Genomic DNA, 26,189 nt, shown 5'->3' with positions numbered 1-26,189 from the left:
ATGAAAAAACTAATATTATTTGGCATGATGCTGCTCATGTCTTTTCCTTCTTTTTCCCAAAGAGGAAAATCCACTCCTCCGCCTGCCCCGGCATTTGATGCGGAATTGTATCAAGGACTCAAATGGAGGAACATTGGGCCTTTTAGAGGAGGCAGGTCTAATGCCGTTTCAGGCGTTCCTAACAATGATCAGGTATTTTTTGTAGGCTACACAGGTGGCGGACTTTGGAAAACCGATAATGCAGGAATTTCCTGGCACAACATTTCAGATGGTTTTTTCAAGACCGGTACTGTGGGAGATATCGCTGTCAGTGAATCCGATCCAAATGTGATCTATGTTGGCATGGGCGAGCACGCTATCCGTGGAGTGATGACCTCTTTTGGAGATGGCATATACAAGTCTACAGATGGCGGTAAAACATGGAAAAACATGGGTTTGGAAAAGACCCGGCATATTTCAGATGTCATCATCCATCCCCATAATCCTGATATTGTTTTTGTAGCTTCTCAGGGTGCGGCACATGGACCGAGTGAGGAAAGAGGGATCTATAAAAGTACAGATGGGGGAAATACCTGGACCAAGGTATTGTATGTGGATCAAAATACGGGAGCTTCATCCTTGAGTATGGATTTCAATAATCCGAGGATTTTATATGCCGCTACATGGGAATACCGCAGATTGCCGTGGCAGGTACAAAGTGGCGGTGCAGGATGTAGCATCTGGAAATCTGTAGATGGTGGAGATACTTGGGCAAAAATCAATACTGGCCTTCCGACGGAAATGGGTAAAATCGGTGTCAGTGTCTCAAGGGCCAATTCAGATAGGGTTTTTGCCATAGTGGAAGCTGAGAAATCAGTAGCCGGAGTCTATCGCTCGGATAATGGAGGAGAGACTTGGACACACATGACCAACAACCAATTGTTGACTTCAAGGTCTTGGTATTATATGGAAGTGGCGGCTGACCCGGTAAATGCCGATGTGGTTTATGTACTCAACTCCCCTTTGACCAAATCCATAGATGGTGGAAAAAATTTCTCCGTAGTGCCTGTGAGGCATATTGACACGCATGACCTTTGGATCAATCCCAAAAATCCAGCGAACATGATTTTGGGAGATGATGGTGGTGCTGAGATTACTTATGATGGTGCCAAAAGTTGGTCCACTCAGGACAATCAGCCTTCCGCCCAATTTTACAGGGTGAATGTTGATGCGGGTTTTCCTTATAAGGTTTATGCCGGACAGCAGGACAATACTTCCCTGGTTATTGCGAGCAGGAACAATTACATCGGATTGACAGATAAGGATTGGTTTATCGGTCCGGGTTGCGAATCGGCTTTTATTGCTTTTGACCCCAAGAATCCTGTCATGCTTTATGGGGGATGTTATCAGGGTTTGATAGATGTCCTCAATACCCAAAACGGCCACAGCAAAGATATCCGTCAATATCCCGCCAATATTTTGGCCTATGATGCCAAGGATATGAGGTATCGTTTCAATTGGAATGCGCCTGTAATAGCTTCTCCGCATGATTACAACACCATCTATCATGGTGGAAATATTCTTTTCAAAACTACTGACGGAGGCCTATCATGGGAAGAAATCAGCCCTGACCTTACCAGAAATGAGGAATCTAAACAGGGACCGGGTGGCGCACCGATCACCAATGAAGGCGCGGGTGGCGAAAACTACAACACCCTAAGCTATGTCATAGAATCCATCCATGAAAAAGGGGTGATCTATACTGGAAGTGATTGTGGTCTGGTTTATATCACCAAGGACGGTGGAAAAACCTGGGAAAACATTACCCCTGCGGGACTACCCGAAAGTCTAATCCAATCTATAGAAGTATCTCCTCATGAAAAAGGAACGGCATTTGTGGCCGCCACGCGCTACAAGTTCAACGATTTTTCCAATATGTCTTTCAAAACCATTGACTATGGAAAAACCTGGTCCAAAATAGATGCAGGAGTTGACAAGGATGATTTTATCAAAGTGATCAGAGAAGACCGAAAAGTGAAGGACCTTTTATATGGAGGGGCGGAGAGGGGTTTTTATGTTTCTTTCAATGGCGGGTCAAATTGGCAAAAACTTCAATTGAATCTTCCTGTAGTTCCGGTTACAGACATCGCTTTTGCTGAGAATGACATGGTTGTTTCCACAGCAGGAAGGGCTTTTTGGATTTTGGATGACTTGAGTGCCCTGCAGCAGTCAAAAGGTAATTTCTCAAGCTTGAAAATTTATTCCCCAAAGCCAACCTACAAATATGAAGGATACATTCCTTCTTGGATGGATCTTCCTCCGGGAATCGGTGAAAATCCTGTTTCGGGCGTGATCTTGGATTACTATTTGCCCGAAAAAGTGGATTCAATGGAAGTGACACTTGAAATCATGGACGGGTCGGGCAAGGTCATCCGGTCTTATTCTTCGATAAAGGATGAGAGTTTCAAACCTTTCTCCGGCGGGCCTTCACCCGAACAAGTGATCCCTTCCAAAAAAGGATTGAACAGATTTGCATGGAATTTTAGAGGTGAAACTTTATTGGACATACCCAATGCCTTTGTCTATGGTGATTATAGCGGCCACCGCGTAGCTCCGGGAAAATACAAAGCAAGGCTAAGTTATAACGGGGCCATATCCGAAACCGAAATAGAGGTAGTTCAGGATCCAAATCTCAAAAACATCAGCTCTCAACATTGGAAAGATCAACAGGAATTGCTTGAAAATGCAGCTTTATCCGTAACCGATATCCACCAATCCGTGAATGACATGAGGAAAGTCAAAAGTCAGCTAGAGCATCATAATTCTTTGTTAAAAGAAAAAGAAGATGCCAAAGAACTCTATCAGGCCGGAGAGGATTTGATCCAAAAATTGGTTGATTGGGAAGCAAAACTCGTAGAAACCCGTCAGGGAAATTTCCAGGATGTTATCAATTTCCCAAGTCAATTAAATGCCCAATACTTTGACTTAAGGAGTACCGTCGATGTGCATGACCCAAGATTGACGGCTGGTTCTAAGCAACGCTTGGCTGATTTGGATGAAGAATGGGCAGGATATAAATCGGATTTGAAACTCCTAATTAAAAATGATATTTGGCAATACAATGAAAAATTCAAGGCGCAGAATCTTCCCGCTGTGATTATCGAATGAACTTAGAAATAAAAAATTATCAATAATTAAACTTTTTGCTTTCAAATGAGTCTAAAAGAGAGGTTCAAAAAACCTCTCTTTTATATTTACTCCAAACCAAAACAATTACACATTATGAAAATCCTTGCCTCATTAATTATTTTGTTGACTTCAGTGCTCACTTTTGTGGATAGCCCTGTGCCGACTACAGTAAACATTTCGGAAAGTACCCTTACTTGGAAAGCGAAGAAAGTAACCGGAGAGCATTATGGCAAAGTGCCATTTTCTGATGCCAAACTTGATTATGCCAATGGAAAAATCACCGGCGGTTCCTTCGAAATGAACATGACTGCACTGACTGTTGAAGACATCACCGATGCAGGCTCCAACAAAAAGTTGACTGACCATTTGAAGTCTGATGACTTTTTCTCAGTGGAGAAATTCAATAAATCAAAATTTGTTATCAAGCAGGCTAAATCTTCCAACGGCAAAGATTACGAAATCACGGGAGACCTGACTATCAAAGGCATCACCGCTCCTGTCACTTTTCCCGCTAAAGTAGAGGTCGCAGGCAATAAAATCACCGCGACAGGCACCATCACTTTTGACAGAACCAAATACGATATCAAATACCGTTCAGGTAGTTATTTTGAAGACTTGGCTGACAAGCTGATCTATGACGATGTCACCTTGGATGTCAAATTGGTAGCAATGAATTGATTAAAATATTTATTTTTGAAGCCCAATTCCTCCTCAGGAATTGGGCTTTTTGATTTTTCAGGCTTCTAGATATTTATTTCCTAAATATTTGGATAAAGCAAAGGTAATAAAGGCAAACACTTTAGTAATTTAGCCAAATGGAGTATAAATGGATAATCAGGGAAAAAGCAGATCCTAAAGCCGTCGAATCTCTGGGAAAAGAAATCAACCTCAACCAGACTTTGGCAAATATGCTTGTCAACAGGGGGGTGGATACTTTTCAGAAAGCGAAAGATTTTTTTAGACCGGATCCGGATAAGTTACATGATCCTTATCTGATGAAGGACATGGACAAGGCTGTGGAGAGATTGGCATTGGCTATCCAAAAAGAGGAAAAAATACTGGTTTACGGAGATTATGATGTCGATGGGACCACCTCCGTGGCCATGTTTTATGGGTTTTTGAAGCAATTTTATTCCCATGTCAGTTTTTATATTCCTGACAGGTACAAAGAGGGATATGGCATTTCCGAGAAAGGTGTACGGTTTGCAGCTGAGAACAATTTCAGTTTGGTCGTTTCCTTGGATTGCGGGATCAAAGCCATAGAAAAGGTAGCTTTGGCCAAAGAGCTTGGAGTCGATTTTATCATTTGTGACCACCATACACCTGGAGATATTCTGCCACCTGCGGTGGCTATTTTGGATCCGAAGAGAAATGACTGCGAATACCCTTACAAGGAATTGAGTGGATGTGGGGTAGGATTTAAATTGATACAGGCATTTTCTGCTTACAGAAAAGACGATCCGGCAAAGGTGATGGCATATCTTGACCTTCTAGCCGTAAGCATCGCCGCCGATATAGTGCCAATTACGGGAGAGAACCGAATTCTGACCTTTTATGGTATCGAGAGGATCAACAACAATCCAAGACCAGGACTGAAAGCCCTGATCCTGAGGAGCAAAATAGAAAAGGAAATAGAAATTTCAGATATTGTATTCAAAATCGGACCGAGAATCAATGCCTCCGGGAGGTTGGAACATGCCAAAGCATCTGTCGAACTTTTGATCTCTGATGATCTGGAGGACTCCCTTGCGAGAGCCGAAATCGTGGACACCGTAAATGCTGCCCGCAAAAACTTTGATGAAAACATCACCAAGGAGGCACTTAGCATGATTCAGGGGATGGAGGAAATCAGTCACAGGAAGACCACGGTGCTATTCAAAGAAGATTGGCACAAAGGTGTAATCGGAATTGTTGCATCAAGGTGTATAGAGAAATATTACCGTCCTACTATCATCCTCACCGAGTCCAACAACAAAGCCACCGGAAGTGCGCGATCGGTTTTTGACTTTGATATCTACGAAGCCATCAGCGAATGCAGCGACCTCTTGGAGCAGTTTGGAGGGCACAAGTATGCTGCTGGACTGACCCTTTCGGTGGGCAATGTTCCTGCTTTTCAGGATAAATTTGAAGCTGTAGTCAGTGCAAGGATCAATGAAATCCATATGAAACCTGTCCTTGAGGTGGATGATGAGATCCTGTTGGATCAGATCAATTACAGGTTTTTCAATATTTTGAAACAGATGGCACCTTTCGGCCCGGGCAATCCTGAACCGATATTTTGTATAAACCAAGTATATGCCGAAGATGTGCGTGTATTGAAGGACAAACACCTGAGGTTCAATGTGGTGCAGGATGGTCAGGAGACCAAACCAGTTTGTATTGCTTTTGGAATGGCTGACAAAACCATTTATCCGGATGAGATCATTTACAAGATGCTGAACCGAAAAATGCGTTTTGATTTGGCTTTTGAAATCCGGGAGAATACTTTTAGGAACAACAGTAGCTTGCAACTGTACGTGAAAGACATAAAATTTGATTGATGATGAAGCTGAGGGCAGACAACCTTGTTAAAATCTACAAAGGCCGGAGGGTGGTCAATAATATTTCCGTGGAGGTACATCAGGGAGAAATCGTGGGTTTGCTTGGACCAAATGGAGCGGGCAAGACCACCTCTTTTTATATGATTGTTGGCTTGATCCAACCAAATGAAGGAGAGATCTTTTTGGAAGACCAAAACATCACCAAACTTCCCATGTACAAGAGGGCAAAATTGGGAATCGGCTACTTGGCACAGGAGGCATCGGTTTTCCGGAAATTGTCAGTGGAGGAAAACATCATGGCGGTACTCGAAATGACCAACAAAACCAAAGCGGAAAGAAAAGAGAAAACAGAAACGCTTTTGGAGGAATTCAGCCTGACCCATGTGCGAAAAAATCTGGGCATGGTACTTTCGGGAGGCGAAAGAAGGCGGACAGAGATTGCCCGTGCTCTTGCTGTGGATCCAAAATTTGTGTTGTTGGATGAGCCATTTGCAGGCGTGGATCCGATAGCCGTGGAGGAAATCCAAGGCATCGTCGCCAAGCTGAAGACCAAAAATATCGGAATTTTGATCACAGACCACAATGTCAACGAGACCCTTTCCATCACAGACAGGGCTTACCTGATGTTTGAAGGAAAACTGCTGAAGGCCGGAACTGCTGAAGAATTGGCAGCAGATGAGCAGGTCAGAAGGGTATATTTAGGACAACAATTTGTACTCAAACGCAAAGTTTTTCACTGATGGAAGTCGTCAATACTTTTATGACCTGGATTTTTAAGAACAGGATAGGTCAGATCGAAAATTTTAAATCCAATCCCATCGAAGTTCAGGATAAACTTTTGGTTGAACTTATCGAAAAAGCAGAAGACACAGAATTTGGTAAAAAGTATAAATTTTCAAAAATCAATTCCTACAGGGATTTTGCAAAACAAGTTCCGATCCATAGCTACGAAGAGATAACGCCCTATATTGAGAAGACGATGAAAGGAACCCAAAACGTCCTTTGGCCTTCGGATATCGTCTGGTTTTCAAAATCTTCAGGCACTACCTCGAGCAGGAGCAAGTATATTCCTGTTTCAGAAGAGTCCTTGGAAGATTGCCATTTCAAAGGGGGAAAAGACATGCTCTCTCTATACGTAAGCAACTACCCGGACAGCAAGCTATTTACAGGCAAAAGCCTGAGTATCGGGGGAAGTCTTTCCAAAAATCCATTCAATGGAGAAAGTGAAAGCCAGGTTGGGGACATTTCTGCGGTCATCATGCACAATCTTCCCCTTTGGGTTCAGTTTGCAAGAACCCCGAGTCTGGATGTGGCACTGATGGGTGAATGGGAATCCAAAATCGAGCGGATGGCAAATGAGGTGATGGATGAAAACGTAGTCAGCATCGCCGGGGTACCGACTTGGACCATCGTCCTGATCCAGAAAATCCTGGAACTCAAAAACGCCAAAAACATCCTTGATGTCTGGCCCAATCTTGAAGTGTTTTTTCACGGTGCAGTTGCATTTGGTCCTTACCGCAAACTATTCCGGGAATTGATCCCGTCTTCCAAAATGCGGTATTTGGAAATTTACAATGCCTCAGAAGGTTTTTTTGGAATTCAGGACCAAAAAGAGTCTGAAGAACTTTTGTTGATGTTGGATTATGGGATTTTTTATGAATTTATTCCAATGGAAGAAATGTCCAAAGCATCGCCAAAGGTATTGCCGCTTTCAGCGGTAGAAGTAGGTAAAAACTATGCGATGGTAATCACTACCAATGGTGGTCTCTGGAGATATGCCATCGGTGATACGGTTAAGTTTACCAATACCTCGCCATACCGCATCAAAATCTCCGGCAGGACCAAGCACTTTATCAATGCATTTGGTGAAGAAGTAATCGTAGAAAATGCCGATAAGGCCATTCAAGCAGCAGCAGAAGCGACCAATGCTACCATTACCAATTACACGGCAGCGCCTATATACTTTGGGGATTCCGGAAGCAAAGGTGCCCATGAGTGGATCATAGAGTTCAAGTCAATGCCGGGCAATCAGGATAAATTTACCGAGATCCTTGATTCAACCTTAAGAGAAGTCAATTCAGATTACGATGCAAAGAGGTACAAAGACCTAGCCCTGACAGCACCAAAGATCCATTTTGTCCATGAGGGTGTTTTCGAAAAATGGCTGAAATCTAAAGGCAAATTGGGCGGACAAAACAAAGTCCCGAGGCTTTCAAATAGCAGGGAATATATTGAGGAAGTGTTGAAGTTGATGTGATACCATCTTCCTGAAGTCAGGAAAGTGATTACCTATTCTAATTTTTTCAAACTTTTGTTTCCTACCAATGAATTCATTTGTGTGATAGCGATTTTGTTTAATTGTACCAATCTATCTGATTGTGGTAATCCCTGATGGATCAATACTGCATTGATACTTTCAAGATTGCTCAGGACTACAAGTTGCTCCAAAGATGCAAGGTCTCTGATATTTCCAACTGTATTTGGATTGGCATCGCGCCATTGCCTAGCTGTTATACCGAACATTGCCACATTCAACAAATCAGCCTCATTGGCTTGGCATATATATGGCTGATTTGGGTTTTACTCAACTCTTTGGGGATTAAATTTTCTTTGATCGCATCTGTATGAATGTGATAGTTGACCTTTGCCAAGGTTCGCTGCAGATTCCATTCTAATTTTAACCTATTGTTTTCATCGGCTTTCAACCTTTGAAATTCTGTAATCAAATACAGCTTAAACTCTGCACTAATCCAAGATGCAAATTCAAAAGCTATATCCCGGTGAGCAAATGTCCCCCCATACCTACCTGATTTAGAAATAATTCCAACAGCATTAGTGGATTCGATCCATTTCTGAGGTGTTAGAGAAAAACCGTTTGCCCCGGATTCATTTTTAAACGCATCGAATTCGATGCGTTTAAAATTAGGATTGTTTAACTGTTCCCACAATCCGCAAAACTCAATTGCACTTCTTGTTCGCAACCAGTTTTGAATAATGTAATTTGTTCTCTCAGCATCTCTATATCTAGCCATGTCAGTTAAAGAGATATAATCTGAATCATTTTGGGAAACCAAAACGATATCTAGCTTTTCAACCTTGAGTATTCTGTTTTTTGCCATATCAAATAAGATTTATTTCGGGTGATCAAATCAAGCTATTTTGAAATTCTACAATTAGACTCAGCTTAAATAAAAATAACAACCTAGTCCTTTATTTCCTAAAGGAACTCAGTTTTCAAAAATTCAAAACAAAAATCGATTTCTCAACTCCCAAACCCTATCGGCGCAAGGTTATTCATCTGTCGCAAAATCCAGGATTGTCGGCCGCGGATATAGCCTGTTGGTTTTGCCGGTGACCAACGGATTGGATTGGGCAATACAGCCGCAATCATGGCCGCCTGCTGACGGGTGAGTTTGGATGCCGGCCTGTTATAAAAAGTCTGTGAGGCCGCTTCGATGCCATAAATCCCCGGACCCATTTCGATGACATTGAGATAAACTTCCATGATCCGTTCTTTGGTCCAGATAGTTTCTATCAAAAATGTAAAATAAGCTTCCAGTCCTTTTCTGACTAGGTTTCTAGATGGCCAAAGGAAGACGTTTTTGGCGGTTTGCTGACTGATGGTGCTGGCACCTTTGATGCGCTTTCCTTTTTTGTTTTTCTCCCAGGCTTCTTCCATTGCCTTCCAGTCAAAACCGTTGTGCTCCAAGAATTTTTGGTCTTCAGCAGCATAGACCGCTTGGGGCATGTGTTTGGAAATATTGTCAATAGATACCCAATCTTTGTATAACCTGACATCTTTCTTTTCGTCCCAAGCCTGTTCCCAAAGTCGGATCACCATCAATGGTGTCACCGGAACAGGGATAAATCTATAAATAAGGGTTAGGCCAATGGATATAATGAAGAACCAAAGGGCGATTTTAAAAATGAATCGGAAGATTTTCTTGATGAATTTCATGTGGTTTATACAAAAGCGGTGGCTTGGATAAATCTATAATAAAAAACTGAATTTGGCATATTCTGAAGTTCTTCCATGGCGGAAAGCATTTCCTCTATTTGCTTCTCAGTGACCAATCCCTCTAATAACAAGGCGGGAGCGCCACTGTTCATCAGATTTTTCCAATAAGAAAATACCGTACTTCTTTCTTCGGGATGACGGCTGTCAAGATGAAATCCCCCACTCCTGAGGCTGATGTCACGGTATCCTGATTCGGACAACAAATCACCAAGTTTTGCCCCTACCTGTGGATCGCCTCCAATGTGGACTTGGTACTCATTGTATATTTTCCAATAATCCATAATGGCGGGCATTATCGGATAGGTGTAGAAAGTTGCGTTGAAAACCTCCGTGATTGAAACCATTGCTCCGGGCTTCAGAAACGGTTTCATCCTGACAAGCACTTCAATAGGATTAGGAATGTGTTCCAAAACCCAACAGATAAAAGCCCCATCGTATTTTCTGTTGAGTTTTAGGTTTTTGGCATCCTGATGGATGAACCTCACTTGATCTTCCCCAAAACCTGCCTTGGCCATGTTTTCCTTGGCTTTGGCTATCTGACGGGATTCGTATTCCACACTGGTGATAGAAAGATGGGGAAATCTCTTCAGGAGGATTTCGGTCTGTGCACCCACGCCGCTGCCGATTTCAAGCAGTTCCTTAACCTCCGAAAAATCAATAAAATCATAAATGGGTCTCTCGATCACCAAAGCCTGTTCCCTAAGCCTTTCCTGCTCTTCTTCCTGATAGCCGTGGATGTATTTGGGAGTGGAAGTACCGCTCATTTTTTGTGGATTGTTTCGCAAAGAAAGAAGAATTATTGCGCATTTTAAAACACCTGACGGGCCTTAAGGATTCGCTGTTTTTTTGAGGACCACAGGCTCTTTGAGTTTGGTGGTAAGGATCTCCATAAAGTATTTGAGATCAGGATAAAGGGAAGAGCAGAGGAGATTAAATAATAATACTCATGTAAAGCATCACAAACTTCCTTTTTCCTGTTTTCTGCAACCGGCTTCCACCACCTGAGAAATTTTTTTACCTTTAAATTTTAAAAAACATCAGCTTATATGAGCAAAATCACGATTGGGAGCTTTGAAGATTTCGAAAAGTATATAGGTCAGGATCTTGGAGTCTCTGACTATCATCAAATTACCCAAGAACAGATCAATCAGTTTGCTGTCGCCACCATTGACCATCAGTGGATCCATACTGATCCCGAACGTGCAAAAAAAGAAGGAGCTTTTGGAGATACAATTGCCCATGGCTACCTGACGCTGTCTTTGGTGCCCTACCTTTGGGATCAGGTCATCCATGTCAATAACCTCAAGATGATGGTCAATTACGGGATCGAAAGCTTGAGATTTGCCCAAGCAGTATTGGTCAATAATGAAGTCAGACTCAATGCCAATCTGAAAAATGTAGTCAACCTCCGCGGAACTGTCAAAGCAGAAGTCAATGTGAAGTTGGAAATCAAAGACCAAAAAAAACCTGCTTTCACAGGAGTATTGGTGTTTTTATACCATTTCCAATCCTGAGTCAGACAAAATTACTAGCCTAGCTTTTCAATAGATCATTGATCACCACGGATGCCGTGACGCAACCAAATGTCGCCGGTAAAAATGACATCGTCCCGTAGGCGGATTTTTTGAAATTGCTGCCATCTGTCATCATCAGGCTTTCTTTGATATAGAGTTCAGTGGAAAATACTGCTTTAAAACCTTTGTGGATTTGCTTGGCTTTTAATCTTTTCCTTACCATTTGGGCGAGTTTGCAGCTGTGGGTCTCTGAGATGTCTGCGATTTTTACCTGCGTTGGGTCGACTTTTCCTCCTGCACCCATCGAACTTACCAAGGGAAATCCCTTTTTCATCGCACCTTCTATCAGGTGAAGTTTTGGCAGCAGGCTGTCAATACAATCCACCACAAAGTCAAATTTGTTTTCTTCCAAAAGTTGGGTCATTGCGGCAGGTCTCAGAAACTCCCTGACGACATGTATTTTCAGGTTGGGGTTGATGCTGAGGAGTCTTTCTTCCATCCATTCTGCTTTGGATTGTCCAAGATTTTTTTGGGTAGCAGGAAGCTGCCTATTGCAGTTGCTGATGTCCACCACGTCCCCATCGATAATGGTCATCTCGCCGATTCCGCCACGGCAAATCAGTTCTGCAGCAAAGGAACCGACTCCTCCAAGACCTACGATCAAAACGTGTTTCTTCGAAAGTTTTTCCAGGCCTTCTCTTCCCGTTATCAGTTCCGTCCTCGACAGCCAAGCAAATTCACTCATGTCATTTTCCTATTTGAAATCCTGTTCCAATTCTCCTTGACCTGTCCGGAAAGCTGCACGGTGGAGAGGCCCAAAAGTAAAGAAGCTTGTTGATAAATCTCAGAAATAGGAATGTCCGAATTGTCCGTTTCAAAAAAAATCTTTTCCAGGGGACACTTCTGCAACCATAGTTGAGCATTGGAATTCTGTTTCAATAAGGCTTTGCCAAAAGAAAAGCAGATCGGAAAAAACAATAATTTTTCGGCGATTTGAGGATTTTGGTTGAATCCGTGCCAAATGATTGTTGGTGGTTCGGGATGGTTTTTTAAGTATTCCTGAAGCAAATGTGTTCCTTTGACACAATGAAGGATGACTGGAATTCCAATCTTTTTTGCCAATTGTGCCTGCGCCTCAAAGGCCTTCATCTGTACTTTTGGTTCGGGTCCTTTGATCAGGTCAAAGCCGCATTCACCGATTGCGATCAACCGAAGATTTGAGGATGAAGCGGCTATTTTTTCCAATTCCTTTTCCCAATTCTCATTCAGATACCAGGGATGGATTCCCCATGAAAAACACTGATCCGGAATGCCATCGTCAGGAAGGACATTGAAAATGCTGAAGAAATTACCTTTTTGATGGGTATGGAAATCGGGAAAGTGAACCAAATCTGATTGGAATTTTTGGTTAATCATGGAGCGTTTTGGCAATTTCTGCAAACATGCTGACACCTGTCTTTATCAACTCATCGGGAAAATCAAAATTGGGTTCATGGAGTTGTGGATGATCCAATCCTGACCCTAGACCAAACAACAATGTTTTGGTATGGGAAGAAAAAAGGCCAAAATCTTCTGACCACCTGAACGGTTTTTCGACGTGGCGGATATCCAAATTCAATTTTTTGGCAGCATCCAAACCAATTTGCCATGCCTCGGGATTATTGTGTGTCGCCGCGAAACTTTCTACATAATCAAAAGAAACTCCCAATCCATATTCGTCGGCAATTTGAGTAGCCAATTGTTCGGCATAAGAAACCAAGAGGTCCCGGGTTTCATTTTCAAATGCCCGTAAGGTCGCCCTGACCACGGCGGTACCGGGAGTGGTCCCAAAGGCAATACTTCCCAACTCCGCATGGATGACGGTGACAAGGGAAAACTTTTCGATTCCTTGGGGAAGTTTTTCCATTGCCACAATGGTTTTGGCCATGGCCTCGGCCGGGCTATTTCCCGCTTCGGGATGGGCAGAATGCGAGTTTCTACCTTTGAGATGAATACTCATCCCCACAGATGCCGCGGCAAAAGGGCCTTGCTTGATCAAAATCTGATGAAGTGGATAACCGGGAAGATTATGAAGGGCAAAAGCAAAATCCGGTTGGATTTCAGCGAATTTGGAGTCTTTGACAACTGCTTCTGCCCCTTCGCCTGTTTCTTCGGCAGGCTGGAAAAGTAAGACTATCCGTCCCTTTTGGGGTTTATTGGCAGAAAAGTAAGTACCCAAGCCACTGACGATAGCCATGTGTCCGTCATGCCCACAGACATGGGAGGTGTTTGGGATTGTACTGAGATGGGAAATGCTGTTTTCTTCTTTGATCGGTAAACCATCCAATTCACAGCGGAATAAGGTTGTCGGTCCCTGTTCTTTTCCTTCAAAAATAAAAGCCAAACCTGTTCCTCCTAGCCCGGATATGGTTTTGTCTGGCTGCAAACTGCTGAAAAATTCAAGTACCTTTTTTGCTGTTTCGGTTTCCTGACCGGAAAGTTCGGGAAATTGGTGAAGGGTTTTTCTGTATTCAGTGAGTTTTTGGATCGTGGGATTGTCGAGCATTTTGTGGGATATTTTCAGAAATTTAAAGTTTTGAAAACCCAATGGCAACAAATTTTACTTGGGATTCAATTTTGTTCAGGAAGAAAAATTTTTGCTAAGGCTTCCATGCACTTACAAAAAATAAAGAACTTTTTTATATTGGATGCTGTAACCACTTAAATCCATTTGAAAATGACAACTGAACAAAAATCTGCCATTGAACAGGAAATCGACAACCTGAAAGGCACCTTGACCGGCAACATGTTCCAAGACATGGAAGCCCGTGACCAAATCCACAACCTCGAAATGCAACTCAAAGGTGTAAAGCCTATGGATAGCCATTTTGACTGCATCGGTTGCGGAAGCTGATATTATTCCAAGCTTAGATTGACAGGGTTTTTCTCTTTCAGGTTAAAGAAAGCAGAAAGACCCTTTTTCTTTAAAAAAATGCCAAACAACAGATACTTTGTCTTATACAAGCCTTTTGGAATCCTCAGCCAATTCAGCGGGGATGAGGATACCTTGAAAAAAGTAGCCAACTTTCCGCCGGATGTTTATCCTGTCGGGCGCTTGGACAAAGACAGTGAAGGACTGCTCTTAATTACAGACGACAAGCCGCTAAACCATTATTTGCTTGATCCAAAATTCGGTCACCTGAGGTCATATCTTGCCCAAGTGGAGGGAATTCCGACTGAGGATGCGATCCGCCAACTCCAATCAGGGACAGAAATCAATGTTGACGGAAAGTTGTACCAAACTAAAAAAGCATTTGCCAAAATCCTTACCGACACTCCTAATCTTCCAGAAAGAAATCCTCCTATCAGGTATAGAAAATCTATACCCGATTCTTGGATCCAATTGACATTGACCGAAGGCAAAAACAGGCAGGTACGGAAAATGACTGCAGCGGTTGGTTATCCTACGCTGCGCTTGGTCAGGTGGTCCATGGAGAATTTGACCATTGCCGGTTTTACCTCCGGTGAAGTCAGAGAGTTTGGCAAAGAAGAAATCTACAAACTGTTAAAAATCAAAGCAGACAGATTTGAAAAGGGCGAAAATAGCCAATCGGACAAAACTTTTTCCCGACCTTCCGTAAAAAGAAAGAAGTAACCAAAAACTCCTTTTGGCATTTATCAATAAGTAAAAAGCATAAATTGGGATAAAGGGTATTTTGTTATAATTTAGCCGGAAAAATAGACGTAAGACTTGAGACACAAGACACAAGACTGATTCTCCTTAGTTTAGGATTTGTCTAAAAATTAAGGTTAGAGGAGATGAATATTTCAATTTATTTCTACTTTATTTCAATCATATTTCAAAATGGTCTCTAATAACCAATAACTATCAACCAAATACCATTAACATAATTACCAAAACATGCATCAGCAGAAGATTCAGCAAGTTATAGATGAAGTAAGAAAAGTAGTGGTGGGACAGGACCGGATGGTCAACAGACTTTTGATCGGGCTTTTTACCAACGGCCATATTTTGTTGGAAGGTGTACCGGGATTGGCAAAGACATTGACGGTAAATACCCTCGCCAAAGTCTTACATCTTGATTTCAAAAGGATTCAATTTACTCCGGATTTATTGCCTTCTGATTTGATTGGAACAATGATTTATAATCAACAGGAGGCTAGCTTCCAAGTAAAAAAAGGACCAATTTTCTCCAATATCATATTGGCTGATGAGATCAACCGCTCGCCTGCAAAGGTACAATCGGCCTTGTTGGAAGCTATGCAAGAAAAGCAGGTAACTATCGGGGAGACTACATATCAGTTGGACAGACCTTTTTTGGTGCTTGCCACCCAAAACCCTGTAGACCAAGAAGGAACTTATCCTCTTCCTGAAGCGCAGGTGGATAGATTTATGATGAAAGTGCACATTGACTATCCCTCCAAGGCAGATGAAATGGAAGTCATGCGCCGTATGGCCAACATGCATTTCGTTTCTGAAGTAAATGCAGTGCTTTCCAAAGAAGATATTTTTGCCATCCGTTCACAGATCAATGATGTGAAAATCGCCGAGCCTTTGGAAAACTACATCATTGAATTGGTCTTTGCGACCAGATTCCCTGTAAAATATGGCTTGAAGGATGAAGCCAAATATATACAGTTCGGTGTTTCCCCAAGGGCGAGTATCAACCTCAACCTCGCTTCAAGGGCGATGGCGTTTATGGAAGGGCGGGATTATGTACTTCCCGAAGACATCAAAGCCATAGCAGAAGATGTGCTCAATCACAGGATTATCCTCAATTATGAGGCGGAAGCCGACAATGTCAGTACCAGAGACCTCATTAAAATTTTCTTGGAAAAAATTCCTATTAACAAATCCGTAACATTGAAATAACAGGATTTCAACTTTTAATTCGGATTTATTGGTTTTCTATCGAGTGTAGCCATTGCAATATTAAAAAATTGTGATGGCTGTTTCTTTTTCACCAATCCTTGTTAATGATTTGATAATTTTTGAGAAGCTACCAATTAACATTGGTAAGTGAAATTTGTGCCGTTTAAAATGCTGTACAAATAACACCTAAATGAAAAATCAAATTTACTTAACGCTACTTTTTCTCTTTTTGACTGGCTTTTCGTTTGGCCAATCAGGATCAATAAGAGGAGTTGTAATTGACGCAAAAACTGGCGAGACCATTATTGGTGCCAATGTAAGAATAGAAAACACCAGCCAAGGTGTTGCTACCGGAATGGATGGAGATTTCGAAATCTCCAAAGTGGAACCCGGAACTTACACTATTGTTGTTTCTTTTATTTCCTTCAAGACTGTAAGATTTGAGGATGTTCTGGTTGTGTCAGAAAAAGCCACTGTAATGAATGTTCAATTAGAAGAAGATCTCGGAGATTTGAATGAGGTCGTTGTCATGGCAACAAGGGAAACAGGCTCAAATATCGCAATCGTGTCAGAGATCAGAAAATCACTTCAGGTTGTAAGTGGTATTTCAGCAGACCAGATTAAACTTTCCCAAGATGGTAATGCTGCTCAGGTAATGAAACGTGTTGCAGGTGTAAGCATTGTCGATAACAAATTCGTACGTGTCCGTGGAGTCGATGACAGGTATAATGTTGTCATGATCAACAATTCAGTCGCGCCCACTACACAAGTCGATAAAAGAACATTTTCTTTTGATCTTATACCCAGTGAAAACCTGGATAGGATGATGATCTACAAATCTGCCTCACCGGAAGTCCCCGGGGATTTTGCAGGGGGGATGATCAAAGTATTTACCAAAAATACACCTGACGATGACTTTGTTAATTTGCATATGGGAGTAGGTTTTAGGCAAAACACAACCTTTAACCAATATTCCCAAACCAGAGGATCTAGCACCGATTGGTTGGGTTTTGATAACAGCAGGAGTCTTCCAGGAGGTTTTCCATCTACAAATGATCTCCTAAATTCTAACGCAGGAAGCCCCATTAGAGCCCAAGCTGGACAATTGTTAGACAATAATTATCGGATGGACACCACAAATGCCCTACCTGATACCCAGCTAGGGCTTTCCTTTGGGAAAAACTGGGATGTTGGAAGAAAAAGACTCTCTACGTTTACCAGTATCAATTGGGGGCAGGCCTACCAATTCTTCCTTGCAGAAAGAAGCAGATATTTCTTTCCGGAACCGGGAAGACCTACAGAAAAGAGAGACGAGTATTTCGATAATACCTACATGAAAATGAATGAGGTAGGTGTCATGAGTAACTGGTTGCTCAGACTCAATGCCAATAACAAAATCGAATTCCGAAATCTCTTCAACCAATCAGGTATGAATGAGACAATTTTCAGAGAAGGAAAAGACTTTGTCCAGAGAACCGATGGGGCTCGCGATTATTCATTCAGATATGAATCTAAGTCTCTTTATTCTGGTCAAATAGAAGGAACTCATTTGTTCAATGATGAAAAGACAAAGTGGAATTGGGTATTGGGTGGAAACTACCTGTACCATGCCGAACCTGATTTTAGGAGGTTGAGAACATTCCTTAGCAAGGATGTCACTGAAGGTGAATGGATTATTATTGACCCTCCAAGTGCTTCCCCTCAGGATTTGGGTAGGTACTATGGGTACATGAATGAGTTTGGGGTGATCAATGGACTGAATTTTGAGAAAAAATTTGAGGGAGTTGAAAAAGACCGCCCAAGAATCCTGAGAGCAGGATACCTTATAGATTACAAGCAACGTGATTTCGAAGCGAGGTATATAACCACCTTCTTTCCAGGATTCCATGACCAGTTTTCAAGACAAGAGCTTGTCAGAAAACCGATCTATGAATCTTTTGCACCTGAAAATTACCGCCAGGGTGATGGTTGGTTAGTACAGGAAGGCTCCAGACCCAATGACATTTACGATGCTTCCACTTTGGTAGGTGCAGCTTATATCGGCGGGGTTTATCCAATCTCAAAGTTTAATTTGAGTGGAGGAGTAAGGACTGAGTATAGTGAACAGAATTTGAACAGTGGTGATTTCTCGGGGCCAATCACTGTAAATAACGTTGAGTTGGCAGTGTTGCCTTCATTGAATGTTGATTATAATTTCTCTCCAAAATCTTTGGTGAGGTTGGGGTACGGAAAGACGCTAAACAGACCCGAGTTCAGGGAATTTGCACCTTTCTTGTATTACAGCTTTGAATTTATTGCAGGCTTCTCAGGTAATCCAAACCTTCAAATGGCTAGGGTAGACAATCTGGACTTGAGATGGGAAATTTATCCTAACGAAGGTGAGATGTTCAGCTTGGGAGGATTTTACAAATTTTTCAATGATCCCATAGAGAAAGTACAGCAGAACGTAACAGAGACTTTGCAATTCAACTATGCCAATGCTGACAATGCACAAGTGGCAGGTGTTGAAATCGAAGCTAGAAAAGCCTTAAGCACCGTTACTTCGGCTCCCTTCTTAAAAAATCTTTCCTTTAATGTAAATGCTTCTTTGGTCTGGTCTGAGGTATTCCTTGGAGAGGATGTGGCGTTTGAAGCAAACAGGCGTGCCTTACAGGGACAATCTCCTTATATGGTCAATGCTGCCATCTATTACATAGACCCTGCAAGCAATTTCCAAACTAGCTTGGCATACAATGTTCAAGGTCCAAGAATCTTTGTAGCGGGCAATGTCAATTTCCCTTCTATTTATGAATTGGAAAGGCATGCGGTAGATTTAACAGTAAGCAAAACTTTCAAAGATAGAACTACATTCAAATTTGGTATTCAAGACATCCTCAACTTCCAGTATAGATTTTACCAAGATTCCAACTTTGACAAGAGAATAACCCTAGATGTGGATGACCCTATGTATATCTGGAGAAAAGGAACAATGTTCAGCTTTAGTCTAAATTATAAATTAAAATAACAAATTAACTTCTAAATAACAATTATTAACTAATCAATTAAATCATGAAAAAAGCATTAAAATTATTTTCCATGCTTGCGTTGGCTGTATTTATTTACGGCTGTGGTGAAGATCCCGTACCTACGGTAACTTACACACTTTCAACAATAGCTCTTCCTGCCGCTGGAGGTACTATTTCACCTGCCACAGGACAACAAGCTCAAAATGCTGCTGTTAATATTACAGCTACTGCCAATGCAGGGTTCACTTTCGTTAGATGGGAAGGTGATGTAACAGGTACTTCAAATCCTGCTTCTGTTACTATGAATGCGGATAAAAGTGTGGTTGCGATATTCGAGCCTGTATCTAATATTGTACCAATTTCCGGTATTTTGACTACCAGAACACTTACCAATGACAAGCAATACCTACTTCAAGGCCAGGTTTTTGTTCCAACAGGTGTTACATTAACCATTCAAGAGGGAACAATAATCTATGGTGAAAAGAGAACTAGAGGTACCTTGATTGTGCAAAGAGGAGGAAAAATCATAGCAAAAGGAACCAAAGAAAAACCAATCGTAATGACTTCTGCCCAAGCTGTGGGAGAAAGAGATCGTGGTGATTGGGGAGGTTTGGTGATTTTGGGCAGAGCTAGAACAAACCAAGTAGATCCTGCAATTGAAGGAATCGATCCTGTTCAGATCTTTGGTGGCACAGACGACGAAGATTCTTCTGGTGAATATACTTTTTTGAGAGTTGAGTATGCGGGTATAGAATTGACTCCAAACAACGAAACAAACTCCATTACTATGGGTGGTGTCGGAAGAGCTACAAAAATGGATAATACTATGGTCTCCTTTGGTGGCGATGATGGTTTTGAGTGGTTTGGTGGAACAATTAACCACAAATATTTGGTTTCGCTTTCTTCTTGGGACGATTCCTTCGATGTGGATTATGGTTACTCAGGAAACGTTCAGTTTGGCTTGGATGTAAGGAATCCATTCTATGCAGATCAGTCACAATCAAACGCTTTTGAATGTGACAATGGTCCAAATGACAATGATGTTCAGCCTTATACCACAGGAACTTTCTCTAATATTACCGTTTATGGTCCTAGAGACAGAGCAGGTAGGGCTATTTCAGGTAATAACTTCCACTCTATCGATTTGAGAAGAAGAACTGCAGTTTCAATAACCAACTCTGTATTTACTGGATTTCCTTTTGGAGTTAGGTTCAATACCCAATCGGTTACCCAACAATATCAGGCTGGAACTGGTGTGTTGATAAACAATACTTTGATCAATCCAACTGCAGGTGTAAGCTTTGCAGCAGGTGGTGGGGCGCTTGTAGCGGATGTTCAGGCGATTTGGAATGCATCCAATACTGTTGCAACAGTACCTGCAGCTGATCAGCCTTGGGAAGATTTCTACAGAGGTTATGGTTTGAATCCTTTAAACTTCTTTGCAAGGTATTCAGTTCAGACATATCCTTCTAACCCTTCCTTCGTTCTTTTGGCCAATGGTTCATTACTTACAGGAGCAAAATTTGATAATCCGAAGTTTGCAGAACCAATCAGAACCACTTTCTTTGACAAAACTGTTCCTTTCATCGGCGGCTTTGACGGAACCACTGATTGGACTGACGGATGGGCAGAGTTCAACCCATTAAGCAAAGTTTACGCTATAGACTAATTTGAATTTTCTATTTTAGCTTGCCAAGGCTCAAAGCTTTGGCAAGCTTTTTTATTTTAGATAAAGACATATGCAAGTGTTTAAGAAAGGAATAATAGTGCTGTTACTTGGTTCATTGGCGAATTTTTCCTCATGCAATCAAAAAGATCCGTATCATCCTGACCGGAATCTTTCAGAATCGGAACAACAACAAATCCTCTTGACTACAGTCCGTTATCTGGGTCACTTACCTAGAGGAGGAACCCATGCCAATAAATTTGATTCAGCATTTGATGAGTATTATAGCAAGTTGGCCTTAGATTTCAATCTGGAAGGTTATACTGAAAAAGATGGTTATGAATATTTCTTAGCCTCCAGAATAGCTCCTTCTCTTTCAGTTAAAAAAGTCGCTACGGGTGTAAAAATGCAACGAGATTCGGATGGAAGCTTAACCTATTACGAGGAAGTATTCAGAACTTGGAAATTTGAAATTCCTGAAATGCAGGAAAAAGGTTTGATGCTGTTTGATAAAATGGTCAAAGGAGAAGATTTGGGTCCATATTATCCCCAAAACTCCGGAAAGGAAGAGTATATCGAATTTCCTGACTCAAGAGTAACTTATGATGTTAAAGACAGGATCTGGAAAGTCAATGCAACTTCAGATTCAGAAATTTGAGATTTGTTTCAAATTGATTAAAAAATACCCTGTTCACGGTATTTTTTGTTATTCTCGCTATATCTAAATTTGATTCATAGAGAATAGCATTTTTCCACGGTTTTTTTGATACGGTTTAAGGGGATAATAAAATTTCATTTTTTATCCCCTTATTTTTTTCTCAATATCTCAATCCGACTTTCATTCCTCCATAAAAATTGATTCCGGGAGCGGGTTGGAAATACCTATTTGCAAATGCGTTTAGGTCATTTCCAAGACTGTATTGTTCATCCAATAAATTGTCTACCCCACCGTAGGCTTCGACATCCCAACGGCTGCCAAGCGTGGTCCTCCAACCTACTCTTCCACCGAGGAGGTTATACGATTCCTGAAAAACCGTATTGGCATCATTCAGCGGAATGGCGTCCACGTATTGGTGGGTGAAATTAAGATAGAACCCCGGCTTGGTGCGGACATCAAGGATATTGACCAGGGTATTTGGTGCGACTCCTGTAAGTTGATTTCCTGAAAAATCATTGCCTCCGCTTTCATATTCCCCAAAACTGAAATAGTGTCCGGTGAAGGCATGGTTCAACTTGATTTCCTGAAAGAAAGCATTTTGGTTTCGGACCAAAACATAATCTAGGCTTGCCTCAATTCCTTTCTGGTCGGTTTGGCCGGCGTTTCTGAAAAGCACAACACCCTGTTCATTGGTGTAAGAGGTGATGGTCTGATCAAGCTGGAAATAGAATGCCGTCACATCTACATTGAATATTCCGAATTTTCCCCTGTAGCCGGCTTCGTAATTGATCCCTCTTTCTGCTTCCAAGTCTAAATTGATACTTCCCTCGTTGGTGCGTACTTCGGCAATGGTAGGGGGAGAAAAGCCCGAACTGATACTACCGTGGATTCCGGACCATTGATTGACTTTGTAGACCAAGGCGATTCTCGGGATGACTATAGGGTCAAAATTTTTGGTATTGTTGGTTGGATCATTTGGTCCTGCGTCGATGGACCTGTTGATGTCATACCTTCCAAAGTTTTCGCTCAAACCCAAAGTCATGAGTACTTTGGAAGTCCATTCAATTTCAAATTGCTGGAAAATAAAAGCCTGCGTGCTGATCAGGTCATCAGAAAATCTGATCGTATCAGCCTTTCCCTGTCTGTTTCCAAAGTTCTGGGCCAAGGTTTTCCCATATTGGTATTCAGCACCTGCAATGATTTTTACCGGGAAGGATCCCCATTTGTCATCAAAGGTGAATTTCGTCCGACCTCCGTAACTGAAGGCCGTTTCTCTCTTGTAATCAAGAATAAAAGGGTTTTCAAACTCCGTATTGTTCATATACAACGCAGTGGAATTGTCCCATTTTTGACCCAATTCGATCTGATGGGAAAGTGTACCGTATAATGTCTTTTGGGCAATTGAACTGTTTTGCTCCACCGAACCGGGTCGTGCCTGCGTCCGGTCAGCCTCCACCTGTGCCGGATTCAAGGCTCCGGGAATCTGGTAATTCAGGTCTGAATAAAGGATCTGTGCAGAAAGTGTCTGCGTATCAGAAGGCTTGGTATGCATGGCCAATTGGAAAACCTGTCTGTCAGTTGCACTGTGTTGACGGTAGCCGTCGGATTTTTGGGAAACATAGGAAGCGCTGATACCACCATTTCCTATTTTCTGATCGATACCGATCCTATAACGGAGCAAACCAAAATCCCCAATGCCAAAGTCTGCGGAAAGGTAATTCTCAGTTACAGTTTTACGGCTTGACATGCTGATCACACCGCCGTTTCCCGCACCATAGATGCTTCCTGCGGGACCTTTGATGATTTCGGCATTTTGGATATTGGACAGGTCGAGGAGGTTCAGTGCGGTCGTTCCATCCGGAGAGGTAAAGGGAATGTCATTCCAATATACCTTGACATTGCGGACGCCGAATGGTGAACGCAGAGAACTTCCTCTGATGGAAATCCTATAACTTGCCGGCGCCCTTTGCTCCACCCTAATGCCGGGTTTGGTATTGAAGGCACTCAAGATCGAGTTCTCATTGAAACGGTAAAGCTCATTTTCCAAAACCTTGCTGATCGCTCCTGCCTGATGGACGAGTGGTCTTTCCGATTCAAATCCCGTCACAATCACCTCCGAAAGTGACGTGGTAACCGGAATCAATTCTAGTGTTAGGGATTCATTTGGTGCAACTGAAACAGACAGCGGTTCATAGCTGATATGCAAAAAAGTCAGGATTCCGGGATTATTCAGGTTAATTTCCACCTGTCCGTTTTCATCGGTCACCTGATTGACTTGTCCCTGGATTTTCACCAAAACCCCTGAAATAGGCCTTTTGCTGTTTTTATCCAAGGTGGTGATTTTGGTTTGGGCAGAGAGAAAAAGCGGGGAAAGGCAAAGGAGAACAGAAATCCAGAGTTTCATTTGATCGGAAAGTTATTGCCGAATTTAATCACAAATGATATGGAATTGTTCAAAAGATTTGATAAGTGGGGAATTTGGAACCTGAAAAAAATCATCCCCATCTCAACGAGACAGGGATGATTGGTCAAAGGGTTACTTAATAATCCTTTCCTAGACTGGAGGAGCTTTCTTCTGTAGCTGCAGCCTGAGGGCACTCAGTTCTTTGGACATGGACTGCATGGCCACTTCCATCAACTGGTACCTAGTCTGCACCTCATGGAGGTTTTGCTGCAGTGCCCTGAAGTCCTGCAGGAGGAACTTCAACAGGTAGGCGATGATCGAAAGCATCAATGAAATTACGCCTCCTGCCCCTGCAAGGTATTCTGCGGATTCAATTTCCATGGGTTCTGTTTTGAAGGTTTGAACTCACTGTAGATTTCCAGCCATACCTCTTCCCCTTGTTCCATGTAATCCATCAACTTGTCGGTCAACTTCCTACATGCAAGGCGGGAGAACATAGGTATGCCTTTTTTGAAACAGGTGACAGGGACTATGCAGTCCTTGGCAGCTGTTACCGAATTGTTCCTGATTTCAATGCGTCTTGCATCCGCTTCAAAATATAGGTACCAACCTCTGTCATCGTCGTAATCGTAAGCCAACCTGTACAGAGCTTCTGCACAAGGATTGGGTTTTGATTTTACCGATGGTTCAAGGGTTTTGCAAAGCAGCTTTCCTTCTAAGGACAGTGATCCTTTGGTAAGGTGCTTGCTATACTCCCTTTTCAAAAGCAGCTTCATGGCCTTAGACTTTTTCCACTGTGATGAAAGCAGCAGCATTGTGTGCCCCGTTGTTCATGGCGTATTGCTGCCCATTGACAATCTGTAGGAATTCAATCCCGAAGATGAAGAGCTTGTTTGCCTCCGGCAATCCTGCTTTGGGGATTGTGAATGTGATTGGGGCGGTTACTTGTTCGATCGGATTGTCCGAACCGGTTTCTAAGAGAAAGTTCTTAGTCCCTGTAGTCAAGTCAAAGGATGCCCCTGCAGCCATCAGCCGGAAATGGGTCGCACCCTGGGGGATGACTAGATAGTCAGCGGGTAGAAATGACGGAACAGAACAGGTCCAATCGGTAGGTGTATCTGTTACCGTGAATTCTGTCCTCAATGTGCCGGACAAAATTGCATTGCCATTGAGTTCAAAACCTTTGAGCAGGTTCCAATCCCCTTCTGCGACAATCCTTAAACCTCTTCCATTGACCGGGTCGGTTCTGAGCACCTTCATCATCTGCCTGACCAACCTTTGGTAAAGTTGTGGATCTGCAATCCTGATGATGGCCGGTCTGATGGTATCCTGGACCAATTTGACAGTCCTGATATTCTCGGTGAATTCTTTCAGGTTTTCCCGAGTCCTGGCGTATTTGGGATCGTTCATGATCCTGTCTTTGGATACGCCTCCTTTTTCCCTGGCCATGTGGCCGTCCTTGGTTTTGTAGAAGGACAATCCGCCTACGTTACCGTTGAGTGTGATGATACTTGTTTGCTTTGCCATTTTTCATGTGGTTTAAGTGAAACATGACCAAATGTGGAGAGCTAGGCTGTGGAAAAAAATTGAATCTGCGGATCCTGCGGATATTGCGGATTTTGCGGAAAAGTACCGTTTCTGCGGATTCTGCGGTTTTTGTATAAATATGTCCACAGTCCATGGTCAACAGTCCACTGATGGAATCTCTTAAGCTTTGGAGTGGCAAGTAGCAGTGATAGGTGACAGATTCCACTTTTAGTGATCAGAGATCAGTAGGCAGTCACAATGGCGAGTGTTAAAGCAATTAAGATTGGAGATTTTTTACGATCAGGAGCCAATATTTTGTTCTTGGAAAAGTACAAGTCCAAAAAATATCGGAATAATTATATGGTTTCTTGGAAATTGGTCAAAAGTTAACGAATGGTGGGGGAGGGTATAACGGGTCCCCAGGAGAGGGTTAGGGGAAGTATAGGGGGAAGTGGGGGTAAATAGTGGGTTTTTGAAAAATAAATATGATTATTTATAAAAAAATAGATTTATTCTAAGGTTCTGGGTATTGAATTTTTTATAGAATTTGGATTGGAAGGAGGTCGGAAAGGTGGGGAATAGGGTGGAAAAATTTGTGGTGGTTTTCGGGTTGGGAAAGGTTCCGCCACGGCGGACAGGTGTAATTGTTGTAGTGGTTCTATTTGTTGAAATGGTTGTCGTGTTGGGAAGGTTTTAATTGTTGTAGTGGTTGTAATGGTTATCTGCTTCGCGTTGTCAGGTTTCTATGTTAAATTCCTAGCAAATCGGTTAATATTTCTTCTTTTCTATTTAAATTGGTTAGTATCAGACAAAGCG

The 26,189-nt window shown here is 42.2% G+C and carries 23 protein-coding genes; 12 read left to right on the top strand and 11 right to left on the bottom strand.

The window, feature by feature from the left end:
- The 5 genes from MMU05_RS07345 (at window position 1) to MMU05_RS07325 (ending at window position 7,965) form a co-directional block, all read left to right on the top strand.
- Window positions 1-3,147: a VPS10 domain-containing protein gene (locus tag MMU05_RS07345; protein WP_241141028.1), complete on the top strand. Its 3,147-nt coding sequence runs from the start codon at window positions 1-3 to the stop codon at window positions 3,145-3,147.
- A gap of 114 nt (window positions 3,148-3,261) precedes the next feature.
- Window positions 3,262-3,846 (top strand): YceI family protein, encoded by a 585-nt coding sequence (locus MMU05_RS07340; protein WP_241141027.1) that lies wholly within the window; start codon window positions 3,262-3,264, stop codon window positions 3,844-3,846.
- Window positions 3,847-3,983: 137 nt separating this feature from the next.
- Window positions 3,984-5,708: a single-stranded-DNA-specific exonuclease RecJ gene (gene recJ / locus MMU05_RS07335; RefSeq protein WP_241141026.1), complete on the top strand. Its 1,725-nt coding sequence runs from the start codon at window positions 3,984-3,986 to the stop codon at window positions 5,706-5,708.
- A 2-nt stretch (window positions 5,709-5,710) separates the two neighbouring features.
- Window positions 5,711-6,448 carry an LPS export ABC transporter ATP-binding protein gene (lptB, locus tag MMU05_RS07330; RefSeq protein ID WP_241141199.1) on the top strand — a complete coding sequence of 246 codons (738 nt, stop codon included), beginning with the start codon at window positions 5,711-5,713 and terminating at the stop codon, window positions 6,446-6,448.
- Window positions 6,448-7,965, top strand: a complete 1,518-nt coding sequence (locus MMU05_RS07325) for a GH3 auxin-responsive promoter family protein (protein WP_241141025.1) — start codon at window positions 6,448-6,450, stop codon at window positions 7,963-7,965. Before lptB ends, MMU05_RS07325 begins: the two co-directional genes overlap by 1 nt.
- A 32-nt stretch (window positions 7,966-7,997) precedes the next feature.
- On the opposite strand, the gene MMU05_RS23215 is transcribed toward MMU05_RS07325, so the two are convergent.
- The 4 genes from MMU05_RS23215 to MMU05_RS07310 form a co-directional block, all read right to left on the bottom strand.
- Entirely contained in the window at window positions 7,998-8,231 is a 234-nt protein-coding gene (locus MMU05_RS23215) for a hypothetical protein (RefSeq protein ID WP_472843685.1), read from the bottom strand.
- An 8-nt stretch (window positions 8,232-8,239) separates the two neighbouring features.
- Window positions 8,240-8,827: a KilA-N domain-containing protein gene (locus MMU05_RS07320; RefSeq protein WP_472843684.1), complete on the bottom strand. Its 588-nt coding sequence runs from the start codon at window positions 8,825-8,827 to the stop codon at window positions 8,240-8,242.
- A 143-nt stretch (window positions 8,828-8,970) separates the two neighbouring features.
- A complete protein-coding gene (gene mtgA, locus MMU05_RS07315) occupies window positions 8,971-9,666 on the bottom strand; it encodes a monofunctional biosynthetic peptidoglycan transglycosylase (protein WP_241141024.1) in 696 nt (231 codons plus the stop codon).
- 5 nt (window positions 9,667-9,671) lie between these two features.
- Window positions 9,672-10,490: a class I SAM-dependent methyltransferase gene (locus MMU05_RS07310; protein WP_241141023.1), complete on the bottom strand. Its 819-nt coding sequence runs from the start codon at window positions 10,488-10,490 to the stop codon at window positions 9,672-9,674.
- A gap of 282 nt (window positions 10,491-10,772) precedes the next feature.
- Between MMU05_RS07310 and MMU05_RS07305 the strand changes: the two genes are divergently transcribed.
- Window positions 10,773-11,240: a MaoC family dehydratase gene (locus tag MMU05_RS07305; protein WP_113923409.1), complete on the top strand. Its 468-nt coding sequence runs from the start codon at window positions 10,773-10,775 to the stop codon at window positions 11,238-11,240.
- Between the two features lie 19 nt (window positions 11,241-11,259).
- On the opposite strand, the gene MMU05_RS07300 is transcribed toward MMU05_RS07305, so the two are convergent.
- The 3 genes from MMU05_RS07300 to MMU05_RS07290 are packed head-to-tail and all read right to left on the bottom strand — an operon-like array spanning window position 11,260 to window position 13,785.
- Window positions 11,260-11,985, bottom strand: coding sequence for a tRNA threonylcarbamoyladenosine dehydratase (locus tag MMU05_RS07300; protein WP_241141022.1), 726 nt, complete (start codon window positions 11,983-11,985; stop codon window positions 11,260-11,262).
- A complete protein-coding gene (locus tag MMU05_RS07295; protein WP_241141021.1) occupies window positions 11,982-12,656 on the bottom strand; it encodes a TatD family hydrolase in 675 nt (224 codons plus the stop codon). Before MMU05_RS07295 ends, MMU05_RS07300 begins: the two co-directional genes overlap by 4 nt.
- The gene (locus MMU05_RS07290) at window positions 12,649-13,785 is read right to left on the bottom strand and encodes an amidohydrolase (protein WP_241141020.1); all 1,137 of its coding nucleotides are present in this window, start codon (window positions 13,783-13,785) and stop codon (window positions 12,649-12,651) included. The genes MMU05_RS07295 and MMU05_RS07290 overlap by 8 nt, the downstream gene beginning before the upstream one ends.
- Before the next feature lie 171 nt (window positions 13,786-13,956).
- Between MMU05_RS07290 and MMU05_RS07285 the strand changes: the two genes are divergently transcribed.
- The 6 genes from MMU05_RS07285 to MMU05_RS07260 all read left to right on the top strand — a co-directional run bounded on the left by MMU05_RS07285 (window position 13,957) and on the right by MMU05_RS07260 (window position 21,442).
- Complete coding sequence (locus MMU05_RS07285) at window positions 13,957-14,133, top strand: hypothetical protein (protein WP_198669865.1); 177 nt, start codon at window positions 13,957-13,959, stop codon at window positions 14,131-14,133.
- A 78-nt stretch (window positions 14,134-14,211) separates the two neighbouring features.
- Window positions 14,212-14,874 (top strand): pseudouridine synthase, encoded by a 663-nt coding sequence (locus MMU05_RS07280; RefSeq protein ID WP_241141019.1) that lies wholly within the window; start codon window positions 14,212-14,214, stop codon window positions 14,872-14,874.
- Between the two features lie 267 nt (window positions 14,875-15,141).
- Window positions 15,142-16,113 (top strand): AAA family ATPase, encoded by a 972-nt coding sequence (locus MMU05_RS07275; protein WP_241141018.1) that lies wholly within the window; start codon window positions 15,142-15,144, stop codon window positions 16,111-16,113.
- A gap of 190 nt (window positions 16,114-16,303) precedes the next feature.
- On the top strand, window positions 16,304-19,117 hold the full coding sequence (locus MMU05_RS07270; protein WP_241141017.1) for a TonB-dependent receptor: 2,814 nt from the start codon (window positions 16,304-16,306) through the stop codon (window positions 19,115-19,117).
- 44 nt (window positions 19,118-19,161) lie between these two features.
- Complete coding sequence (locus MMU05_RS07265; RefSeq protein WP_241141016.1) at window positions 19,162-20,787, top strand: InlB B-repeat-containing protein; 1,626 nt, start codon at window positions 19,162-19,164, stop codon at window positions 20,785-20,787.
- 70 nt (window positions 20,788-20,857) lie between these two features.
- Window positions 20,858-21,442 (top strand): hypothetical protein, encoded by a 585-nt coding sequence (locus MMU05_RS07260; protein WP_241141015.1) that lies wholly within the window; start codon window positions 20,858-20,860, stop codon window positions 21,440-21,442.
- A gap of 160 nt (window positions 21,443-21,602) precedes the next feature.
- Here the strand turns inward: MMU05_RS07260 and MMU05_RS07255 are convergent, their stop codons facing one another.
- The 4 genes from MMU05_RS07255 to MMU05_RS07240 all read right to left on the bottom strand — a co-directional run bounded on the left by MMU05_RS07255 (window position 21,603) and on the right by MMU05_RS07240 (window position 25,373).
- Window positions 21,603-23,846, bottom strand: a complete 2,244-nt coding sequence (locus MMU05_RS07255; RefSeq protein WP_241141014.1) for a TonB-dependent receptor domain-containing protein — start codon at window positions 23,844-23,846, stop codon at window positions 21,603-21,605.
- Window positions 23,847-23,996: 150 nt separating this feature from the next.
- Entirely contained in the window at window positions 23,997-24,227 is a 231-nt protein-coding gene (locus MMU05_RS07250) for a hypothetical protein (protein WP_241141013.1), read from the bottom strand.
- Window positions 24,182-24,622 carry a DUF5675 family protein gene (locus MMU05_RS07245; RefSeq protein WP_241141012.1) on the bottom strand — a complete coding sequence of 147 codons (441 nt, stop codon included), beginning with the start codon at window positions 24,620-24,622 and terminating at the stop codon, window positions 24,182-24,184. The genes MMU05_RS07250 and MMU05_RS07245 overlap by 46 nt, the downstream gene beginning before the upstream one ends.
- Before the next feature lie 4 nt (window positions 24,623-24,626).
- Entirely contained in the window at window positions 24,627-25,373 is a 747-nt protein-coding gene (locus MMU05_RS07240; protein WP_241141011.1) for a hypothetical protein, read from the bottom strand.
- Between the last annotated feature and the right edge of the window lie 816 nt (window positions 25,374-26,189).

Origin of the sequence: Cognataquiflexum rubidum, from assembly GCF_022538115.1 — a bacterium.
GTDB lineage: Bacteria > Bacteroidota > Bacteroidia > Cytophagales > Cyclobacteriaceae > Cognataquiflexum > Cognataquiflexum rubidum.
The sequence above is the reverse complement of the archived record's forward strand: the minus strand, read 5'-3'. Positions and strand labels throughout refer to the sequence as shown.